The sequence below is a fragment of the Pseudaestuariivita sp. genome, from assembly GCF_052825805.1.
Genome location: NZ_JBRBVB010000013.1, coordinates 219,655 through 235,775, shown reverse-complemented (window position 1 = coordinate 235,775; position 16,121 = coordinate 219,655). Strand labels below are relative to the sequence as shown.

Genomic DNA, 16,121 nt, shown 5'->3' with positions numbered 1-16,121 from the left:
GTTTTTGGGCCACGCCTGGGTTGGGAGCGCCTCGCCGCACCTTTTGGTGCGTCTCGGGTCCTTCCAAATGCGTCTGAGGCTGATGTCCCGTGGTTGTTAACCGGTCTGATGCCAGAAAAGCGGTGAGCCGCAAATCGGCATATCTTCAGCGAACATCTGCGGGAAAACCCTGTGGGCAAACCTGCGCCTTAGCAGATAGAGTACCATGCAGCGCAAAGATCACAACATCTTGTCTCTGACCAAGCGTCGAATCGCGACTTTTCCGCAGGCTTGGCGCGAATTTCCCCAGCTTTGTGGCGAAGCGCTTTTTAGGGTCTACCCTTGTGTGAGGGGAGGGCCGCATGACTGGCAGATGGAGCAGAAGCTTTAAGAGCGGATGTGCGGCGGCGCTGGGTGTTTGGCTGGGCGTGGCGCCGGCTTGGGCCGCCATGTCCTGCTTGAGCGACGCGATGCTGGTCTTTGACGGCTCCGCCTCGATGGCTGAGACGGGAGATGCGCGCACCCGGGTGCCGCGGATTGTCGAGGCGCGGGCGGCTTTGGCGCGGGCTCTTCCGCAGATAGCGCCGGTGCGCCGCGTTGGTCTTCTTGTTTACGGCCCCAATGGGACGCCCGGCGATGGACCGGGAGAGCATGTATCGGAGTCTGTTGGGTGCCGGTCGATCGACCTGCGCTTTGCGCCCGCTTCGGACTCGTCTTTGCGCATCATCTCCGAGGTAGATCGGCTTGTGCCGGGGGGATCAACGCCGCTCACGGCGTCCGTGGCGCAGGCGGCAGCGGTGCTCGACTTCCGCGCAAAGCCCGGGGTCATTGTGCTGGTCACCGACGGGAAGGAGACCTGTGGCGGCGCGCCCTGCGCCTTGGCCCAGGACCTGGCCCTCGCGGCCGCAGACCTGACCGTGCATGTCATCGGCTTTCGTGTGCGCGCGCCCTATTTTGACTGGGAAAGCGGCGAGGGCGGCGATCACGAGACCGAGGTCACTGTGGCGCGGTGCCTCTCGGATTTGACTGGCGGCACTTACACTTCGGCGGAAACGGTGGACGATCTTGTGCGCGCGCTGGACGAAACGCTGGGCTGTCCGGTTGTGGGTCTTGCGCCTCTTCCGCAGGCTCCTTTCAGGACCGCGCAGCTTGCCAGGCACGGGGACTCTTGAGGAAGTCCTCAACGCCCGCCAGCGTTTCGGCATCAAAACTGCCGCGCCTTTTCGCCTCGGCCAAGACATCCCACCAGGTGCAGAGGTGGTGCAGCGTGATGTCGTGATCGCCCAGCGTCTTTTCGGTCTCCGGAAAGATGCCGTAGGAAAAGATCACCGCCGTGTGCCCGCAGGTGGCGCCGGTCTCGCGGATGGCGTCCACGAAGGAGAGCTTGGAGCCGCCGTCGGTGGTCAGATCCTCGACCAAGAGAACGCGCTGCCCTTCGTGCATCGCCCCCTCGATCCGTGCGTTGCGCCCGTACCCTTTGGGCTTTTTGCGCACATAAGTCATGGGCAGGGCCATGCGCTCAGCGACGAGGGCTGCGAAGGGGATGCCCGCCGTCTCCCCTCCGGCGACATTGTCGAATGCCTCGAGGCCAGCACGGCGCATCACTGTGACCGCGAGAAAGTCCATGAGCGTGCTGCGGATGCGCGGGAAGGAGATGAGCTTTCGGCAGTCGATATAGGTTGGCGAAGGCAGGCCGGAGGCGAGGGTGAAGGGCTCGCGCGCGTTGAAATGCACCGCCTCGATGTCGAGCAACATGCCCGCCGTCAGCTGGGCGATCGTGTCGGGCGCGGGGTATGTGCTGGGGATCATGGTGCCTGTGGCCTCGTGCGGAATTTGGATATTTTTAGCCAGAAGAAGGTGGACCCGAGGCGCGCCAGTAGAGCGGGAAGCCCGGGTCGAAGACGGTGATGGGGCCTGCGGGGCAGGTGATCTTTTCGGGGTAGGAGACGGGGTCCGGGTGTCGCGTGAGGGTGATTTTCGCGGCGTTGGGGTGCAGGCCGTAGTAGGCGGCGCCGTTCAGCGAGGCGAAGGCTTCGAGCTGGTCCAGGGCGCCTTCGTCCTCGAAGACGTGGGCGAGGATGGAGAGCGTGTTGGTTGCTGTGAAGCAGCCAGCGCAGCCGCATCCCGTCTCCTTGGTGGCGTCCACGTGGGGCGCGCTGTCGGTGCCGAGGAAGACGCGTTTGTCGCCGGAGGTGGCGAAGGCGCGCAGCGCCTGGCGGTGCTCCTCGCGCTTGGCCACGGGCAGGCAGTAGTAGTGCGGGCGGATGCCGCCGACGAGCAGGTGGTTGCGGTTGATCACCAGGTGGTGCGTCGTGATCGTGGCCGCGAGGTTTTTGTTCGCGGCCTTGACGTAGCCGACAGCCTGGGCGGTCGTGATGTGCTCCATGATCACCTTGAGCTCGGGCAGGGCCCTGCGCAGCGGGTCGAGGACGCGGTCGATGAAGACGGCCTCCCGGTCGAAGATGTCGATGTCCGCGTCGGTGACCTCGCCGTGCATGCAGAGGGGGACGCCGTGGTCTGCCATGGATTCGAGCACCGGGCGGACCTTGTCCATGTTGCGCACGCCAGAGGCGGAGTTGGTGGTTGCGCCAGCTGGATAGAGTTTGACCGCCGTGATGAGGCCGCTTTGGTGCGCTGTGACGACGTCCGCGGGGTCGGTGTCCTCGGTCAGGTAGAGCGTCATCAGCGGGGTAAAGTCGGAGCCCTCGGGCAGGGCGGCCAGGATGCGGTCCCGGTAGGCTGTGGCGTCTTTGCCGGTGACCACGGGCGGCACGAGGTTCGGCATGATGATCGCGCGGGCAAAGTCGCGGGCAGTCTCGGGCAGCACGGCCTCGAGCACGGCGCCATCGCGCAGGTGCAGGTGCCAGTCGTCGGGGCGGCGCAGGGTCAGCGTCTGGGTCATGCCGCGCGCCTAGCACGGCCTGCGGGCCTTGGGTAGGCGTCTTAGGCGTCTTGCGTGGCTGCGGCGTCCAGCGCCTCGAGCCGGCGTTCGAATTGCGGCGCGGGCATGCGCGCGATCACGTTGCGGCAGAGGAGGCGCGCAAGGCCGGGTCGGTCGTCCCGGTCAAGCCGGGAGAGGAGCGCACGCAGGTAGGGGCGATGCTCGCGCCGCGCGCGCAGACGCTTGGCAAAGCGGGCCGGCGTCAGGCGCTCCTTGCAGGCGAGGGAGAGCACGTCGAAGAGCTGCTCCATTTCGAGCAGGTCCGACTGCAGCGCCTCGCCCATCAGCGGCATCCGCAGCTGGGTAACGTTGGGCGCGCGAAAAAGCGCGGCGTGCATCGCGTCGAGCTGCACGAACGGGTCGTGGATCAGGTGCACCTGGTGGGCCGCCTCGAGCATGTCGGGCGCGAACCCGTAACGCGAGGTGAAATCGGTACGCCGCATCTCGGTGAAACGGTCGTCCCAGCCGGCGTCTTGCGGATCGAGCGTCGCTTGCGGCTGGACCGCGACGACCTTGGCGCCGGGGGTCGAAACCGAAAAGGCGCAGGCCGCGTATCCACAGGGGCCGGCGCCGTAAAAGAGCACGGATTCGAACTCGTCGAAAAAGCCGTCGTCGGTGAGGTTGTCGAAATATTCGTAGACGGCTGGGTCGCGGAACCAGGTGTCACCCTCGGAGACCACGCAGAGGTGCGACCAGTCCATCTCGCGCACAAGTTCGAACCCGAGCGGTTGTCCGCTGTCCGACAGCGCCTGGATGCCCTGGCGCGTCTCGAAAGTGACCAGAAGGACATTGCCGCGGTCGACGTAGGTCGACATGTGCTTGGGGCCGAGGTCCTGAAAGAAGCCGTGCTCGGACGCGATCTGCGTGAGCGCGGCGGTCCAGTCGGCCAGGTTCAGCCCCTGCATGGGCGTGTCGAAGATGTCTGCCTGGTCTTGCATAGGTCAGCCTCGCTGCCTGTTCGTCGCGTTTGAGTTGTGGTGCGATAGGCGGGCAAGTGGGCAGAATTAAGAAAGAATTGCACCAATGCGGGGGCTGGGGAGTGATTTGGGGGTGTTGGAGCCGGAAGAGAGGGTCGGATTAAAGACGCTTGCTGGCAAATAACACCCGGCACATTTGCTAGTTTACGCGAGGGAGCCGCAGGCGGCCACTGCCACAGCTTGCTCGCGTAAGAAAACGCATGCGTTTTCAAGCGAATGCCTGACGAGGCTGATGTCGGTAGGTGGTGGGCGACCTTGGAATCGAACCAAGCGTGCGTCTCCGCGAGGGAGCCGCAGGCGGCCACTGCCACACCTTGCGCGCGCCGGAAAACGCATGCGTTTCTGAGCGAATGCCTTGCAACGCTAATATTGGTAAATGAGATGGTGGGCGACCTTGGAATCGAACCAAGCGTGCGTCTCCGCGAGGGAGTTACAGTCCCCTGCCACACCTTGCGGCCTGTCGCCCACTGCGGCGCGGGATACCCAAGGGGCAGGGTTGCGTCAAGCGGCAAAATCGGGCCTACCGGCGGGCGCATGGGGACGGGATCGCAGGCATGAAAAAACCCAAGTGGGTCATCGAAAAGGAGCAGGCGCGGCGCGCCGAAGAGGCAGCGACAGTCTGGCTTTTTGGCCTGCACGCGGTGCGCGATGCGCTCTTGAACCCGGCCCGGGAAAAGCTGCGTCTGGTAGTCACGAGGAACGCGCGGGACCGCCTCGCGGACACCATCGGCGGCATGGAAGCCGAGCTGGCCGATGCGCGCAAGTTCCCGGTGCCGCTCGACGCGGGCTCGGTCCACCAGGGCGCTGCGCTCGAGGTCAAGCCGCTGGCTTGGGGGAGCGTGAACGAGGTCTGCGCGCCGGTGGCTGCCGAGCGCGTCGTGCTGCTCGACCGGGTGAGTGACCCGCACAACGTGGGCGCGATCCTGCGCTCGGCGGAGGTGTTTGGCGCAACCGCCGTCATCGGCACCCAGCGCCACGCCGCGCCCGAAACCGGCGCGCTGGCCAAGACGGCGTCAGGCGCGCTCGAGCGGCAGCCTTACCTGCGCGAACGCAACCTCGCCGAGACGATCGAGGCGCTCAAGGCGCTCGGCTACACCGTGCTGGCGCTCGACGGGGAGGCGGAGCAGACTCTCGAAGAGGTCGCCGCCCCGATCCGTCACCTGCCGATCGCGCTGGTTCTGGGCGCCGAAGGGCCGGGCCTCCGCGCGCGAACCAAGGAGGTCGCGGATCACCTCGTGAAAATCCCCTTTGCCTCGGACTTCGGCTCGCTCAACGTCTCGAACGCGGCGGCGGTCGCGCTCTATGCGCTGCGCCCCTAGGCCCTTTCGACCGGGCGGTGCGCGCCCTATATCCTAGGCGACGAGGACGGAGCCCGCATGGCCTACGAAAAGATCGCGACATGCTGTTATTGCGGCGCACGCACGGCGCTGACGCTGCGGGGCAGTGACCGGCACGAGCTCGCGTGCTCGAACTGCGGCGCGCCGCTGCACAACATGAAACGCCTGCCAAGCGCCAAGACTTCCGAAGCCAAGAAGAAGGCGGGAACCCCCAAGCCTGCGATCTCGCACCAGGGGCCGGCGGGAGGCGGCTTCTTTGCCGCGCTCCAGGCCAGCGAGGCGTTCGGCGAGATCGCCAGGGGCAAGTCCAAACCCCTCAAAAAGCGCAAGAAGCGCCGCAAGGGCCTGATGTCCAAGCTCTTTGACGAGGCTTTCGACGTGATCGAGGACATTTTTGACTGAGTTTTGCGCGACGTCGGGCCTTTATCCCGCGCACGCGATGGCCTACACGCCGGGCACCACCCGTTGGGAGAACCCATGAGCTACGAAACCCCCGGAGCCGTCGAGGAAAGCTGGCGCGATGCGATCAGCTCGGTCGAGGAGATCATCGACGACGCGCGCAACGGGCGCATGTTCGTGCTGGTCGACCACGAGGACCGGGAGAACGAGGGCGATCTGGTGATCCCCGCGCAGATGGCGACGCCGGATGCGATCAACTTCATGGCCAAGCACGGGCGCGGGCTCATTTGCCTCGCGCTGACTGCCGACCGGCTCGACGCGCTGGGATTGCAGCTGATGTCGACCAACAATTCTTCCCGCCACGAGACCGCGTTCACCGTGTCCATCGAGGCGCGGGAGGGGGTGACCACCGGCATCTCCGCCCACGACCGGGCGCGCACCGTCGCCGTCGCGATCGACAGCGCCTCGACCGAGGCGGACATCGCGACCCCCGGCCACGTCTTTCCGCTGCGCGCGCGCAAGGGCGGCGTGCTGGTCCGTGCCGGCCATACCGAGGCCGCCGTCGACATTTCGCGCCTTGCCGGGCTCAACCCGTCGGGTGTGATCTGCGAGATCATGAACGAGGACGGCAGCATGGCGCGCCTGCCCGAGCTGGTGTCGTTCGCGCAGCTGCACGGGCTCAAGATCGGGACGATTAGCGACCTCATCGCCTACCGCCGCCGCCACGATAATCTGGTGGGCGTGCGCCGCGAGGAGACGATCTCCTCCGAATTCGGCGGCGACTGGACGCTGCGCATCTACACCGACGAGACGCAGGGCGCCGAGCATATCGTGCTGATCAAGGGCGACGTTTCGACCCCCGAGCCGGTGCTGGTGCGGATGCACGCAATGGACCCGATGCTCGACGTTGTGGGGACCGGACCCAAGGGCCGCGCGGACGAGTTCCGCGACTGCATGAAAGCGGTCGAGGGGGAGGGCCGCGGCGTGATCGTGCTGTTGCGCGACACAACGATGAAGCTCGAGCCTGACGCGGGCGTCTCCCCCAACACTTTGCGACAGTACGGTCTTGGCGCGCAGATCCTGTCGTCGCTGGGGCTCAGCGACTTGATTCTCCTCACGAATTCTCCGACGCCGCGGGTGGTGGGCCTCGATGCCTATGGGCTCGAGATCGTCGGAACCCGCAAAATCTCGGAGCTGGGCTGATGGCCGCAAACGAAAACCACTACACCCTGCCGCGCCCGTCGTTCGACGCGCCGGTCAAGCTGCTGATCGTCGTCGCGCCGTATTACAAGGACATCGCGGATGATCTGGTTGCGGGGGCTAAGGCCGAGATCGCTGCTGCAGGCGGCACCTCCGAGGTCATCGAAGTGCCCGGCGCGCTAGAAGTGCCCACCGCAATCGGCATCGCCGAACGGCTCGGCGAGTACGACGGCTATGTCGCGCTTGGCTGCGTGATCCGTGGCGAGACCACGCATTATGACACAGTCTGCAACGACAGCTCCCGCGCCATCACGCTGCTCGGTCTGCAAGGGCTCTGCATCGGCAACGGCATCCTCACGGTCGAAAACCGTGCCCAGGCTGAGGCTCGCGCCGGCGAACAGAACAAGGGCGGGGGTGCGGCTGCAGCGGCGCTCCACCTCATCGCGCTCACCCGCAAGTTTGGCGGCACGTCGTCTAGCATCGGCTTCAAGCCGCTCGGCGACGACACGCTCTACGCGACCGGAGGCACAACTGTATGACCTCCGACGCGGCCCCCGAACAGGCGCCAAAACCGACCCTGTCGAACAACCAAAAGCGCAAGATGCGCTCCGCCGCGCGTCTTTACGCCGTTCAGGCGCTCTTCCAGATGGAGCAGGCCGGCCACTCCGTTGACCGCGTCCGCCGCGAATTTCTCGACCATCGGTTCGGCGCGACCGTCGACGGCGACGAGATGATCGACGGCGACATGGACCTCTTCCGCGACCTCCTCGAGCGCGCCGTGACGCGTCAGGCGGCTATCGACCAGACCACCGACCGCGCGCTTGTCGCCAAATGGCCGATCGCCCGGATCGACCCGACCTTGCGCGCGCTCTTCCGCGCAGCCGGCGCTGAAATCGGCCTCGCTTCCACGCCGCCCCGCGTGGTGATCACTGAGTTCGTCGACGTCGCCCGCGCCTTCTTCCCCGATGGCAAAGAGCCCAAGTTCGTCAACGCCGTGCTCGACCACATGGCGCGCGAAATGAAACCCGAAGCGTTCTAAGCTGCCCTAAAGCTTCCGGGCAGGCAGAACCTGTCCCGCACAAGCTCCGAACCCGATCCGGTAACCGTCGCCTCGCGCAGCACCATAAAGCGTGACAGTATCTCCATCTTCGAGAAAAGTCCGCTGAATTCCGCCCGCAAGGTTAACCGGCTCTTGCCCGCCCCAGCTCAGCTCGAGCAGCGCCCCGCGCGACTCCCGGTCCGGCCCGGACACCGTCCCGGACCCAAGTAGATCACCCACCCGCATCGGGCACCCAGAGCTCGCGTGATGCGTGAGCTGCTGCGCCGAAGAATATGACATCTCACGATAATTCGTCTTTGTGATCCGCGTTTCCGCGCCGCCCTCTGGCGTTAACCCAACCTCCAGATCGATGTCATAGAGCATCGGCCCCGGCGCCTTCAGATGCGGGAGCAATTCGACCTCCGACGGCGGTGTCTCCACCCGAAACGGCTCCAGCGCCGCGCGCGTCACGATCCACGGAGAGATCGTCGTCGCCGTCGCTTTCCCCTGAAACGGACCCAGCGGCTGGTACTCCCACGCCTGAATGTCCCGCGCCGACCAGTCGTTGAGCAGCACGTACCCAAAAATCATCGCGTCCGCCTCAGCCACCGTCACCGGCCCCCGCGACGGCTGCCCGACCACCGCCCCCAGCTCCAGCTCAAAATCGAACCGCGCAGAGGGCTCAAACCGAGGCATGGCTTCATCAATGCCCCTAATCTGACCATGCGGCCGCGTGAGCGGCGTGCCCGAAACAACCACCGATGAGGCACGCCCGTTATACCCAATCGGCATGTGCAACCAATTGGGCGGCAACGCATTTTCCGCCCCGCGGAACATCGTCCCGACGTTTGTCGCATGGTGGCGCGACGCATAAAAATCCGTGAACTCAGTCACCCGAAACGGCAGATGCAGCGCGGCCTCGTCTAGCGGCGTCAGCAGCGCGCTCAAACCGGTGTCCCCACCTGCGCCCAAAGCCATCTGCAACCACGCACGCAGCTCGTCCCACGCCGCCTGACCCAGCCCCATAAAGGCCCGCCAATCGTCCTGCGCAAAAGTCCCGCCATAGGCCAGCTGACCGCGCGCTTCGAGCGCCGCGAGGTCCAGCACCTGATCCCCAATCGCAACGCCGCACCGAGCCGGTCCGCCGCCCGTGGAGAATACGCCATAAGGCAGATTGTTGAGCGGGAAGTCCGTCTCCGCAGTGTTGGCACTATCGACCCAAGATTGGAGCAATCCCATGAGGTTACGTGCCGTTCTTCGAGCCATCGAAGTGTTTCACGAGGTCCGCCCAACACGAAATGTAATCGTCCTGTAGAGGCGCCTCTTTCCCAGCGAATTCAGTGAGATGCTGGGGGAACCTCGTCTCGAACATGAAGGACATCGTGTTATCGAGCTTATCTGGTCCCAGATTTGCGTTTGACGCGCCTTCAAAGGCCGTCTTGTCCGGGCCGTGCGGCAGCATCATGTTGTGGAGCGACATCCCACCCGGCACAAATCCCTGCGGCTTCGCATCGTAGATTCCGTGAATGTTTCCCATAAGTTCCGACATGACGTTCTTGTGGTACCACGGCGGGCGGAAGGTGTTTTCCGCCACCAGCCAGCGCTCGCGGAACAGCACGAAATCGATATTCGCCACCCCCGGCTGACCCGACGGCGCCGTCAGAACGGTAAAGATCGACGGATCGGGATGGTCGAAAAGGATCGCGCCGACGGGGCAGTAGGCGCGCAGATCGTACTTCACGGGCGCGTAATTCCCGTGCCACGCCACGATGTCGAGCGGGCTCTGCGCGATTTCCGTCTCATGAAATTGCCCGCACCATTTGATCGTCAGCGTCGACGGCACTTCGCGATCCTCGAACGCAGCCACCGGCGCCTTAAAGTCCCTTGGGTTCGCAAGACAATTTGCTCCAATCGGCCCACGTCCCGGCAACTCGAATTTCTGCCCGTAATTCTCACAAACAAACCCGCGCGCCGGCCCTTCGAGCAGTTCAACCCGATATACCAGCCCGCGCGGCAGAATCGCGATCTCCTGGGGTGCAACGTCGAGGATCCCAAGCTCGGTGTGAAACCGCAGGCGTCCGGCTTGAGGAACGACCAGCAACTCACTGTCGGCGCTGTAGAAATAGCTGTCGACCATCGACTGCGTGACAAGGTAGATGTGCGCCGCCATGCCGGTCTGCGTGTTGACGTCACCCGCCGTGGTCATCGTGCGCATGCCTGTGAGCCACGTCAGCGGCGCCTCGGTATGCGGCACCGGATTCCAACGGTACTGACCCAAAGATGTCACGTTTTCAGGTACATGCGGCGCGGACTTCCAGTAAGGCACGTCGATGGCGCGGTACCGCCCCGAGTGCTTGACCGACGGCCGGATACGGTAGCACCATGTCCGCTCCGGGCGCACGTCTGTAAATGCTGTCCCGCTCAATTGTTCGGCATAAAGCCCGTAGGCGCATTTTTGCGGCGAATTCATCCCTTGCGGCAGCGCGTCCGGCAGCGCCTCGGTCTCGAAATCATTGCCCCACCCGGGCATGTAACCGGGAGAAGATGCATGGGTATCAGGCGCTTGCGTGATGTTTCTCACGTCCTGCACGTTCATGTCGAACTCCTTTCAAGAGGTCGTTGCATCGCTTGCGATCTTGGCGCCGCGGGCCAACACGAGGGCGTCTTCGAGCGTGGTGAGATCGCCGATGTGGTTGGCGAGGATAAGGATCAAACGCGCGTTGAGCGCATGCGTTTCGTCGGCGCTGAGCCCGTCATGCGCGCGCAACAGTGCTGCATAGAAATCGTCGGGGTTTCCAAGGTTTGGCGTCGTCGTCAACATGTCCGCCCCATCATTTGATCGACCGCGCGTGCCAGCGCCTCTGCGTCGAACTGCAGCCACCGCGCGGCGACGTGCTGGTCAGGACGAACAAGGTAAACGGCACAGGACGCATCGCCCAAATAGCGTTCCTGCAAAAGGGGTTGCGCATCAAAGTTCGACCCTTTCATCACCACCCCGCCCACTGCGATCTGCGGCGGCACAGGCGTGCCGATCCCCAGCAAAACGGCGCCCTTTAGATGGTCGAGCAGATACCCTTCATCCAGCGCGGCATCGGGACAGGGAGAGCCGGGTGCACTGCGCGCCGGCGCCCCCGGCACGGCGTCCGCACCGTTCAAAGGCGAGCCGGCATACTGCGCCGGCATCGACAGCCGCCCGGAGTTCACCATGGGGCGGGCAAAGGCGTGGTCTTCCACAAGGTCCAGAACGGCATCGCGAAACAGCGCATGCGCGGGCGAGCGAGGTGTGAGGAAGTCCGCGGAACGGCTTGAATTCTTGATGTTTTCGAGGCCCGCGTGCTTGCGCTCCACATGGTAGCTGTCCACCAGCGCCTCCGGCGCATCACCTTGCACCACCGCTGCCAGCTTCCACCCCAGGTTGTCCGCGTCCTGCATGCCGCCATTTGCCCCACGCGCCCCAAACGGAGAGACCTGGTGCGCCGCGTCCCCGGCAAAGAGCACGCGCCCGTGGCGATAGTCTTCCATCGTGCAGCACCGGAACGTGTAGATCGACGTCCACACCAGCTCAAAGGCGCGATCGCCAATCATGCCGCGCACACGGGACCTTACGCGCTCTTCTTCAAGTTCCGCCGACCGGTCGATGTCCCAGCCCAGCTGGAAATCTAGCCGCCAGACATCCTCCGGCTGCTTGTGCATCAACGCCGTCTGCCCAGGGTTAAAAGGCGGGTCGAACCAGAACCGCCGCTCCGTCGGAAACGGCGCGTCCATCTTGATATCCGCGATCAGGAAGTTGTCTTCGAACACACGCCCATCAAACCCCAGGCCCATTGCCTCGCGGATCGGGGAATTGGCACCGTCGCACGCCACCAGCCACTCCGCCTCGATCGCGTAAGCGCCCTCGGGCGTGTCGATCTCGAGCCGCACATGGTCGACTTGATCGTCCAGCGCGGTGACCCGATTGCACCCGCGTATGTCGATCGGGGCGCCCTGCGCCTGCTCAGAGCGGATGCGATCCACCAGAGCCTTCTCGAAATAAGGCTGCTGCAAGTTGATAAAGGCCGGCCGGCGGTGGCCGTCCTCCGGCAAAAGGTTAAACGTGTAGACCTCGTCCTCACCGCGGAATACACGGCCAAGGTTCCACTGTACGCCCTTGTCCGTCACGGCATCGCCGCAGCCCAGCCGGTCACAAATCTCGAGCGTCCGCTTGGCAAAGCAGATGGCGCGGCTGCCCTGACCGACCCCGTCGTGATCATCGAGCACCACGACATCGACGCCGCGCTGGCCGAGGTCCAGCGCCAGCGCCATGCCCACCGGGCCTCCGCCCACGATCACCACCGCGTGCCGCACAGGCGCCACAGCGTCCTGATCCGCCGACCGGGCATAAGGATAAAGCGCAAAGGCCCGCTGATAACGGCTGGTCCACGCGTTCACTGCGTCCTCCCCAACTGCACGAGCGTCCAGACGGCAGTCCCGCCAAAGAACCCGCCAGCGACCACGATCACCTCGAACAGCGCCGGCCCCTGAGGCACGCCGCGCAAAACCAGCGCCGCCGCCAAAAGGCAGAGCCCGGCCAGCGAAAACACCAGCCGGAACTTCAGCTCTCCCCGTGTCGGCCCGTAGCGCATCCCGCTCTCTTCATTTTCCCAAATAAACTCCCGCCGGAGGCTCCCGAAGCCAGCCCCAGGCGCGAACGTCAGCCTTGCAGAGCCGCCCACATCTCCTTGTCCCGCGCGGCGGTCCAGATGCGCGGCGTGTCGATGTCGAGCGCCTCGTCATAGGCGCGCGCCACGTTGAACGGCAGGCAGTGCTCGTAGATCGCGTAGTCGCTGAACTTGGGATCGCACGAGGCGCGCACGGCGTCCCACGCCTCCTTGAGCGAGCCACCTTTCAAGGCCACCCGCGCGGCGGGGCGGTAGGTGGAACGGACAAAGTCGATGGTCGAGTCGATCCCGGCGTTGACCATGTCCCGTCCCACCAAAGCGTCGCCACGTCCGGGCGCGATCGCGTCGAGATCAAAGGACCGGATCGCCTCCGCCGTGCCCGGCCAGTCGTGGAAATGCCCGTCCCCGCAATAACAGGCGGAGTGGTATTCGATGATGTCGCCCGTGAACATCACGTTCGCGTCGGGCACGTAGATCACCGCGTCGCCTGCGGTGTGCGCGCGGCCAAGCTGCATGATGTCGACGCGCCGGTTCCCGAGATACACCGACATGCGTCCATTGAACGTGGTCGTGGGGTAGGTGAGGCCGGGGATCTCTTCATGCCCCTGAAAGAGGCGCGGAAAGCGGTCGAACTCGCTGTCCCAGTCTTCCTGCCCGCGCTCCATGACCATGGCGCGGGCCTTCTCGCTCATCACCACCTGCGGCGCGCCGTACGCCGAGGCGCCAAGCACGCGCACGGCATGGTAGTGCGTCAGCACCAGGTGGGTGATCGGCTTGTCGGTGACCGAGCGGACCTTTTCGATGACCTGCCGGGCCAGACGCGGGGTGGCCTGCGCCTCCACGATCATCACCGCGTCATCGCCGATGATCACACCCGAGTTCGGATCGCCCTCGGCGGTAAAGGCCCAGAGCCCCTCGCCAATCTCGGAAAAGGTGATCTCCTTGTCGCCAAGGTCGCCCTGGCTTGCAAAGGCTTTGGCCATCTTTGCGCTGTCCTTTTGTCGTCGCTTGTTCCGTGGTGACAGTTGGGAATGTAACTAACAAGCGCGCCCTGACCAGTGCGCCGGGCCATTTCGGCGCGGCGCCAGCCACCAAAGGCACCGGTTGCGCCTCCCGGCGATTGGCATACTCTGGTGCACGACAGCTGCCGCGCGCAGCGCAGGACCGCAAAGGAGAGCCACATGTCCGACCAACCCATCGCCCTCGTCACCGGCGGCGCACAAGGCATCGGGCTCGCCGCCGCACAGGCGCTCAAGGCCGACGGTCACCGGATCGTGCTCGCCGACATCAACGCCGACAAGGTGCGCAGCTCCGCCGACGAGATGGGCGGCGGCACGGTGGGTCTGCCCTGCGACATGTCCGGCCCGGCACAGATCGCCGCGCTCTTCGACACCATCGAAGAGCAGATGGGCGCCGTCTCCGTCCTTGTGAACAACGCCGGTGTTGCGATGCCGGGCGATTTTCTCGACTACAGCCTCGAGGATTTCAACAAGGTGATCTCGATCAACCTCACCGGCGTCTTCCTCGCGACCCAGCGCGCCGCCAAGGCCATGATCGACGCCGGCATCGAGGGCGCGATCGTCAACACCTCCTCGATCAACGCCCAGCTCGCGATCCCCGCGATCCCCGCCTATTGCGCTTCTAAGGGCGGCGTGCAGCAGCTGACCAAGGTCGCGGCGCTGGCGCTCGCCAAACACAACATCCGGGTGAACGCGGTCGGCCCCGGTTCCATCGACACCGCGATGATGGCGGGCGTCAACGCCAACCCGGCCGCCTTGGAAACGGCGCTCTCGCGCACACCGCTGCGCCGCGTCGGAGAGGCGCGCGAGGTGGGCGACGTCATCGCGTTCCTCGCGAGCAAGAAGGCCAGCTACATCACGGGCGAGACGATCTATATCGACGGGGGCCGGCTTGGCCTCAACTACACATGCTGATCGGTCTTTTGCGCGCCGCGCTGCGTCGCCCATGAGCGGGCCGTGGGACAAGGCTGCGCCGGAAAGCCGCCGCGCCAAAGGCGACAAGGCCCGCCGCGAGGTGCTCGGCGACGCGCATGTCGAGGCGGCGGCCAAACGCGCGACGCCTTTCGATGCGCCGTTTCAGGAGATGATCACCGAAGGCGCCTGGGGTACGCTCTGGGCATCGGACGCCATCTCGCGCCGCGAACGCTCGATGTTGACGCTGGCGCTGCTTGCAGCACTCGGCAATTTCGAGGAAATCCCCATGCACATCCGCGCCACCGCCCGCACGGGCGCCAGCGCGGAGGACATCATGCAGGCGTTCCTGCACGTCGCGGTCTACGCCGGCGTCCCCCGCGCCAACCGCGCCATCGCCATCGCCAAGGAGACTTTGGCCGAGATGGAGCGCGAGGCGTGACGGCACGCGTCTCGCTGCCCAGTCGCAGGCGGCATGCTCCGCCACTTTGAGCCGCTTTCATCCATCACATGAACATCGCTCGCCATCACTCTGACAAAAAACCAATTCCGAGGTCCAAGACCCCATGACAAAACCCTGTATCCTCTGCGTTGCCATCACCGGCTCGGTCCCGACCAAGGCGGACAACCCGGCTGTGCCGATCACGATTTCCGAGCAAGTCGAAAGCACGCAGGCCGCGTTCGAGGAGGGTGCGACGATTGCCCACCTGCACGTGCGCAACGACGACGGCACGACCTCGAGCGACCCGGAAAAGTTCGGCAGGCTGCAGGAGGGTCTGCGTAAGCATTGCCCCGGCATCATCGTACAGTTTTCGACCGGGGGACGTTCGGGCGCAGGCAAGGAGCGCGGTGGCATGCTGCCGCTGGCGCCCGACATGGCCTCCCTCACGGTTGGGTCGAACAACTTTCCGACGCGGGTCTATGATAACCCGCCGGACCTTGTGACCTGGCTGGCGGGGCTCATGACCGAGCACAAGATTACGCCCGAAATCGAGGCCTTTGACCTCAGCCACATCCACCAGGCCGCACGGCTGCACCGCGAGGGCGTGCTGCCGGGCAAGCTTTATGTGCAATTTGTCATGGGTGTGAAGAATGCGATGCCGGCGGATCGCGAGACTTTCGAGTTTTATGTCAAAACGCTAGAGCGGCTGGCGCCCGGGACGGAATGGTGTGCGGCCGGGATCGGGCGTCACCAGATCGAGCTGAACGAATGGGCAATCGCCGCGGGCGGCCATGCGCGCACGGGGCTTGAGGACAACATACGGATCGACCGGACCACGCTGGCGCCATCAAACGCGGCGCTGGTACGCCGTGCTGCGGAGATTTGCGCCAAGCACGAGCGCCCGGTCGCAACACCAAAGCAGGCGCGGGACCTCTTGGGTCTCGCGCCTGCTTGAACTCATACGGAACGGAACTCGTACCTGACAGAACTCGCTACCGCACTTATGCGAGGGCCTTGCTCGACCGCGGGCCTGCGATCAGCCAGACGATAAAGCCGAGGATCGGCAGGATCAGCACGAAGAGCGTCCAGAGCACTTTGGCGCCGGTGCTGGCGCGCGATCCGATGATGTTGACGATGGCCCAGATGGACAGGGCGAGAACGATAAGGCCACCAAGGCCGGCGATTTCGAGGGACATGGGAGTCTCCTTGTCTGTAAAT

Annotated in this window: 19 protein-coding genes and 1 tRNA gene; 9 read left to right on the top strand and 11 right to left on the bottom strand. The window is 64.8% G+C overall.

What is annotated here, in order from left to right; translation table 11 throughout:
- Positions 1 to 428 precede the first annotated feature (428 nt).
- Positions 429 to 1,151, top strand: coding sequence for a vWA domain-containing protein (locus ACU0B3_RS15365; RefSeq protein WP_446261750.1), 723 nt, complete (start codon positions 429 to 431; stop codon positions 1,149 to 1,151).
- Here ACU0B3_RS15365 and ACU0B3_RS15360 read toward each other — a convergent pair.
- The 4 genes from ACU0B3_RS15360 to ACU0B3_RS15345 form a co-directional block, all read right to left on the bottom strand.
- Positions 1,114 to 1,788, bottom strand: a complete 675-nt coding sequence (locus tag ACU0B3_RS15360; protein WP_446261749.1) for an orotate phosphoribosyltransferase — start codon at positions 1,786 to 1,788, stop codon at positions 1,114 to 1,116. The two genes, ACU0B3_RS15365 and ACU0B3_RS15360, sit on opposite strands and share 38 nt — an antisense overlap.
- Before the next feature lie 34 nt (positions 1,789 to 1,822).
- Positions 1,823 to 2,881, bottom strand: coding sequence for a dihydroorotase (gene pyrC / locus ACU0B3_RS15355; protein ID WP_446261748.1), 1,059 nt, complete (start codon positions 2,879 to 2,881; stop codon positions 1,823 to 1,825).
- Between the two features lie 41 nt (positions 2,882 to 2,922).
- Entirely contained in the window at positions 2,923 to 3,858 is a 936-nt protein-coding gene (locus tag ACU0B3_RS15350) for a phosphoadenosine phosphosulfate reductase (protein ID WP_446261747.1), read from the bottom strand.
- A gap of 421 nt (positions 3,859 to 4,279) precedes the next feature.
- Positions 4,280 to 4,363 (bottom strand) — tRNA-Tyr (locus ACU0B3_RS15345).
- A gap of 88 nt (positions 4,364 to 4,451) precedes the next feature.
- Between ACU0B3_RS15345 and rlmB the strand changes: the two genes are divergently transcribed.
- The 5 genes from rlmB (at position 4,452) to nusB (ending at position 7,872) form a co-directional block, all read left to right on the top strand.
- Positions 4,452 to 5,216 carry a 23S rRNA (guanosine(2251)-2'-O)-methyltransferase RlmB gene (gene rlmB / locus ACU0B3_RS15340; RefSeq protein ID WP_446261746.1) on the top strand — a complete coding sequence of 255 codons (765 nt, stop codon included), beginning with the start codon at positions 4,452 to 4,454 and terminating at the stop codon, positions 5,214 to 5,216.
- Positions 5,217 to 5,273: 57 nt separating this feature from the next.
- Positions 5,274 to 5,636, top strand: a complete 363-nt coding sequence (locus ACU0B3_RS15335) for a hypothetical protein (protein WP_446261745.1) — start codon at positions 5,274 to 5,276, stop codon at positions 5,634 to 5,636.
- 75 nt (positions 5,637 to 5,711) lie between these two features.
- The gene (ribB, locus tag ACU0B3_RS15330) at positions 5,712 to 6,836 is read left to right on the top strand and encodes a 3,4-dihydroxy-2-butanone-4-phosphate synthase (protein ID WP_446261744.1); all 1,125 of its coding nucleotides are present in this window, start codon (positions 5,712 to 5,714) and stop codon (positions 6,834 to 6,836) included.
- Complete coding sequence (locus ACU0B3_RS15325; RefSeq protein WP_446261743.1) at positions 6,836 to 7,372, top strand: 6,7-dimethyl-8-ribityllumazine synthase; 537 nt, start codon at positions 6,836 to 6,838, stop codon at positions 7,370 to 7,372. The genes ribB and ACU0B3_RS15325 overlap by 1 nt, the downstream gene beginning before the upstream one ends.
- Positions 7,369 to 7,872, top strand: a complete 504-nt coding sequence (gene nusB, locus ACU0B3_RS15320; RefSeq protein ID WP_446261742.1) for a transcription antitermination factor NusB — start codon at positions 7,369 to 7,371, stop codon at positions 7,870 to 7,872. Before ACU0B3_RS15325 ends, nusB begins: the two co-directional genes overlap by 4 nt.
- Positions 7,873 to 7,878: 6 nt before the next feature.
- Here nusB and fahA read toward each other — a convergent pair whose 3' ends face one another.
- From fahA to ACU0B3_RS15290, 6 genes are all read right to left on the bottom strand, one after another.
- Positions 7,879 to 9,111 (bottom strand): fumarylacetoacetase, encoded by a 1,233-nt coding sequence (gene fahA, locus ACU0B3_RS15315; RefSeq protein ID WP_446261741.1) that lies wholly within the window; start codon positions 9,109 to 9,111, stop codon positions 7,879 to 7,881.
- A 4-nt stretch (positions 9,112 to 9,115) separates the two neighbouring features.
- Positions 9,116 to 10,468, bottom strand: coding sequence for a homogentisate 1,2-dioxygenase (gene hmgA / locus ACU0B3_RS15310; protein WP_446261740.1), 1,353 nt, complete (start codon positions 10,466 to 10,468; stop codon positions 9,116 to 9,118).
- A gap of 12 nt (positions 10,469 to 10,480) precedes the next feature.
- Entirely contained in the window at positions 10,481 to 10,693 is a 213-nt protein-coding gene (locus ACU0B3_RS15305) for a DUF2783 domain-containing protein (RefSeq protein ID WP_446261739.1), read from the bottom strand.
- On the bottom strand, positions 10,687 to 12,300 hold the full coding sequence (locus tag ACU0B3_RS15300; RefSeq protein ID WP_446261738.1) for an FAD-dependent monooxygenase: 1,614 nt from the start codon (positions 12,298 to 12,300) through the stop codon (positions 10,687 to 10,689). The genes ACU0B3_RS15305 and ACU0B3_RS15300 overlap by 7 nt, the downstream gene beginning before the upstream one ends.
- Positions 12,297 to 12,494 (bottom strand): hypothetical protein, encoded by a 198-nt coding sequence (locus ACU0B3_RS15295; RefSeq protein WP_446261737.1) that lies wholly within the window; start codon positions 12,492 to 12,494, stop codon positions 12,297 to 12,299. The genes ACU0B3_RS15300 and ACU0B3_RS15295 overlap by 4 nt, the downstream gene beginning before the upstream one ends.
- 68 nt (positions 12,495 to 12,562) lie before the next feature.
- Positions 12,563 to 13,513, bottom strand: coding sequence for an MBL fold metallo-hydrolase (locus ACU0B3_RS15290; RefSeq protein WP_446261736.1), 951 nt, complete (start codon positions 13,511 to 13,513; stop codon positions 12,563 to 12,565).
- 198 nt (positions 13,514 to 13,711) lie between these two features.
- Here ACU0B3_RS15290 and ACU0B3_RS15285 point away from each other — a divergent pair, with 198 nt between their 5' ends.
- The 3 genes from ACU0B3_RS15285 (at position 13,712) to ACU0B3_RS15275 (ending at position 15,858) form a co-directional block, all read left to right on the top strand.
- Entirely contained in the window at positions 13,712 to 14,464 is a 753-nt protein-coding gene (locus tag ACU0B3_RS15285) for an SDR family NAD(P)-dependent oxidoreductase (protein ID WP_446261735.1), read from the top strand.
- 31 nt (positions 14,465 to 14,495) lie between these two features.
- Positions 14,496 to 14,903: a 4-carboxymuconolactone decarboxylase gene (pcaC, locus tag ACU0B3_RS15280; RefSeq protein ID WP_446261734.1), complete on the top strand. Its 408-nt coding sequence runs from the start codon at positions 14,496 to 14,498 to the stop codon at positions 14,901 to 14,903.
- A 124-nt stretch (positions 14,904 to 15,027) separates the two neighbouring features.
- Entirely contained in the window at positions 15,028 to 15,858 is an 831-nt protein-coding gene (locus ACU0B3_RS15275; protein WP_446261733.1) for a 3-keto-5-aminohexanoate cleavage protein, read from the top strand.
- 46 nt (positions 15,859 to 15,904) lie between these two features.
- On the opposite strand, the gene ACU0B3_RS15270 is transcribed toward ACU0B3_RS15275, so the two are convergent.
- Positions 15,905 to 16,099: a PLD nuclease N-terminal domain-containing protein gene (locus ACU0B3_RS15270; protein WP_446261732.1), complete on the bottom strand. Its 195-nt coding sequence runs from the start codon at positions 16,097 to 16,099 to the stop codon at positions 15,905 to 15,907.
- Positions 16,100 to 16,121 lie beyond the last annotated feature (22 nt).

Bases quoted from the DNA above. Each gene is read 5' to 3' on its own strand.
- ACU0B3_RS15365 (WP_446261750.1), top strand. From the start codon at position 429: ATGTCCTGCTTGAGCGACGCGATGCTGGTCTTTGACGGCTCCGCCTCG.
- ACU0B3_RS15360 (WP_446261749.1), bottom strand. From the start codon at position 1,788: ATGATCCCCAGCACATACCCCGCGCCCGACACGATCGCCCAGCTGACG.
- pyrC (WP_446261748.1), bottom strand. From the start codon at position 2,881: ATGACCCAGACGCTGACCCTGCGCCGCCCCGACGACTGGCACCTGCAC.
- ACU0B3_RS15350 (WP_446261747.1), bottom strand. From the start codon at position 3,858: ATGCAAGACCAGGCAGACATCTTCGACACGCCCATGCAGGGGCTGAAC.
- rlmB (WP_446261746.1), top strand. From the start codon at position 4,452: ATGAAAAAACCCAAGTGGGTCATCGAAAAGGAGCAGGCGCGGCGCGCC.
- ACU0B3_RS15335 (WP_446261745.1), top strand. From the start codon at position 5,274: ATGGCCTACGAAAAGATCGCGACATGCTGTTATTGCGGCGCACGCACG.
- ribB (WP_446261744.1), top strand. From the start codon at position 5,712: ATGAGCTACGAAACCCCCGGAGCCGTCGAGGAAAGCTGGCGCGATGCG.
- ACU0B3_RS15325 (WP_446261743.1), top strand. From the start codon at position 6,836: ATGGCCGCAAACGAAAACCACTACACCCTGCCGCGCCCGTCGTTCGAC.
- nusB (WP_446261742.1), top strand. From the start codon at position 7,369: ATGACCTCCGACGCGGCCCCCGAACAGGCGCCAAAACCGACCCTGTCG.
- fahA (WP_446261741.1), bottom strand. From the start codon at position 9,111: ATGGGATTGCTCCAATCTTGGGTCGATAGTGCCAACACTGCGGAGACG.
- hmgA (WP_446261740.1), bottom strand. From the start codon at position 10,468: ATGAACGTGCAGGACGTGAGAAACATCACGCAAGCGCCTGATACCCAT.
- ACU0B3_RS15305 (WP_446261739.1), bottom strand. From the start codon at position 10,693: ATGTTGACGACGACGCCAAACCTTGGAAACCCCGACGATTTCTATGCA.
- ACU0B3_RS15295 (WP_446261737.1), bottom strand. From the start codon at position 12,494: ATGCGCTACGGGCCGACACGGGGAGAGCTGAAGTTCCGGCTGGTGTTT.
- ACU0B3_RS15290 (WP_446261736.1), bottom strand. From the start codon at position 13,513: ATGGCCAAAGCCTTTGCAAGCCAGGGCGACCTTGGCGACAAGGAGATC.
- ACU0B3_RS15285 (WP_446261735.1), top strand. From the start codon at position 13,712: ATGTCCGACCAACCCATCGCCCTCGTCACCGGCGGCGCACAAGGCATC.
- pcaC (WP_446261734.1), top strand. From the start codon at position 14,496: ATGAGCGGGCCGTGGGACAAGGCTGCGCCGGAAAGCCGCCGCGCCAAA.
- ACU0B3_RS15275 (WP_446261733.1), top strand. From the start codon at position 15,028: ATGACAAAACCCTGTATCCTCTGCGTTGCCATCACCGGCTCGGTCCCG.
- ACU0B3_RS15270 (WP_446261732.1), bottom strand. From the start codon at position 16,099: ATGTCCCTCGAAATCGCCGGCCTTGGTGGCCTTATCGTTCTCGCCCTG.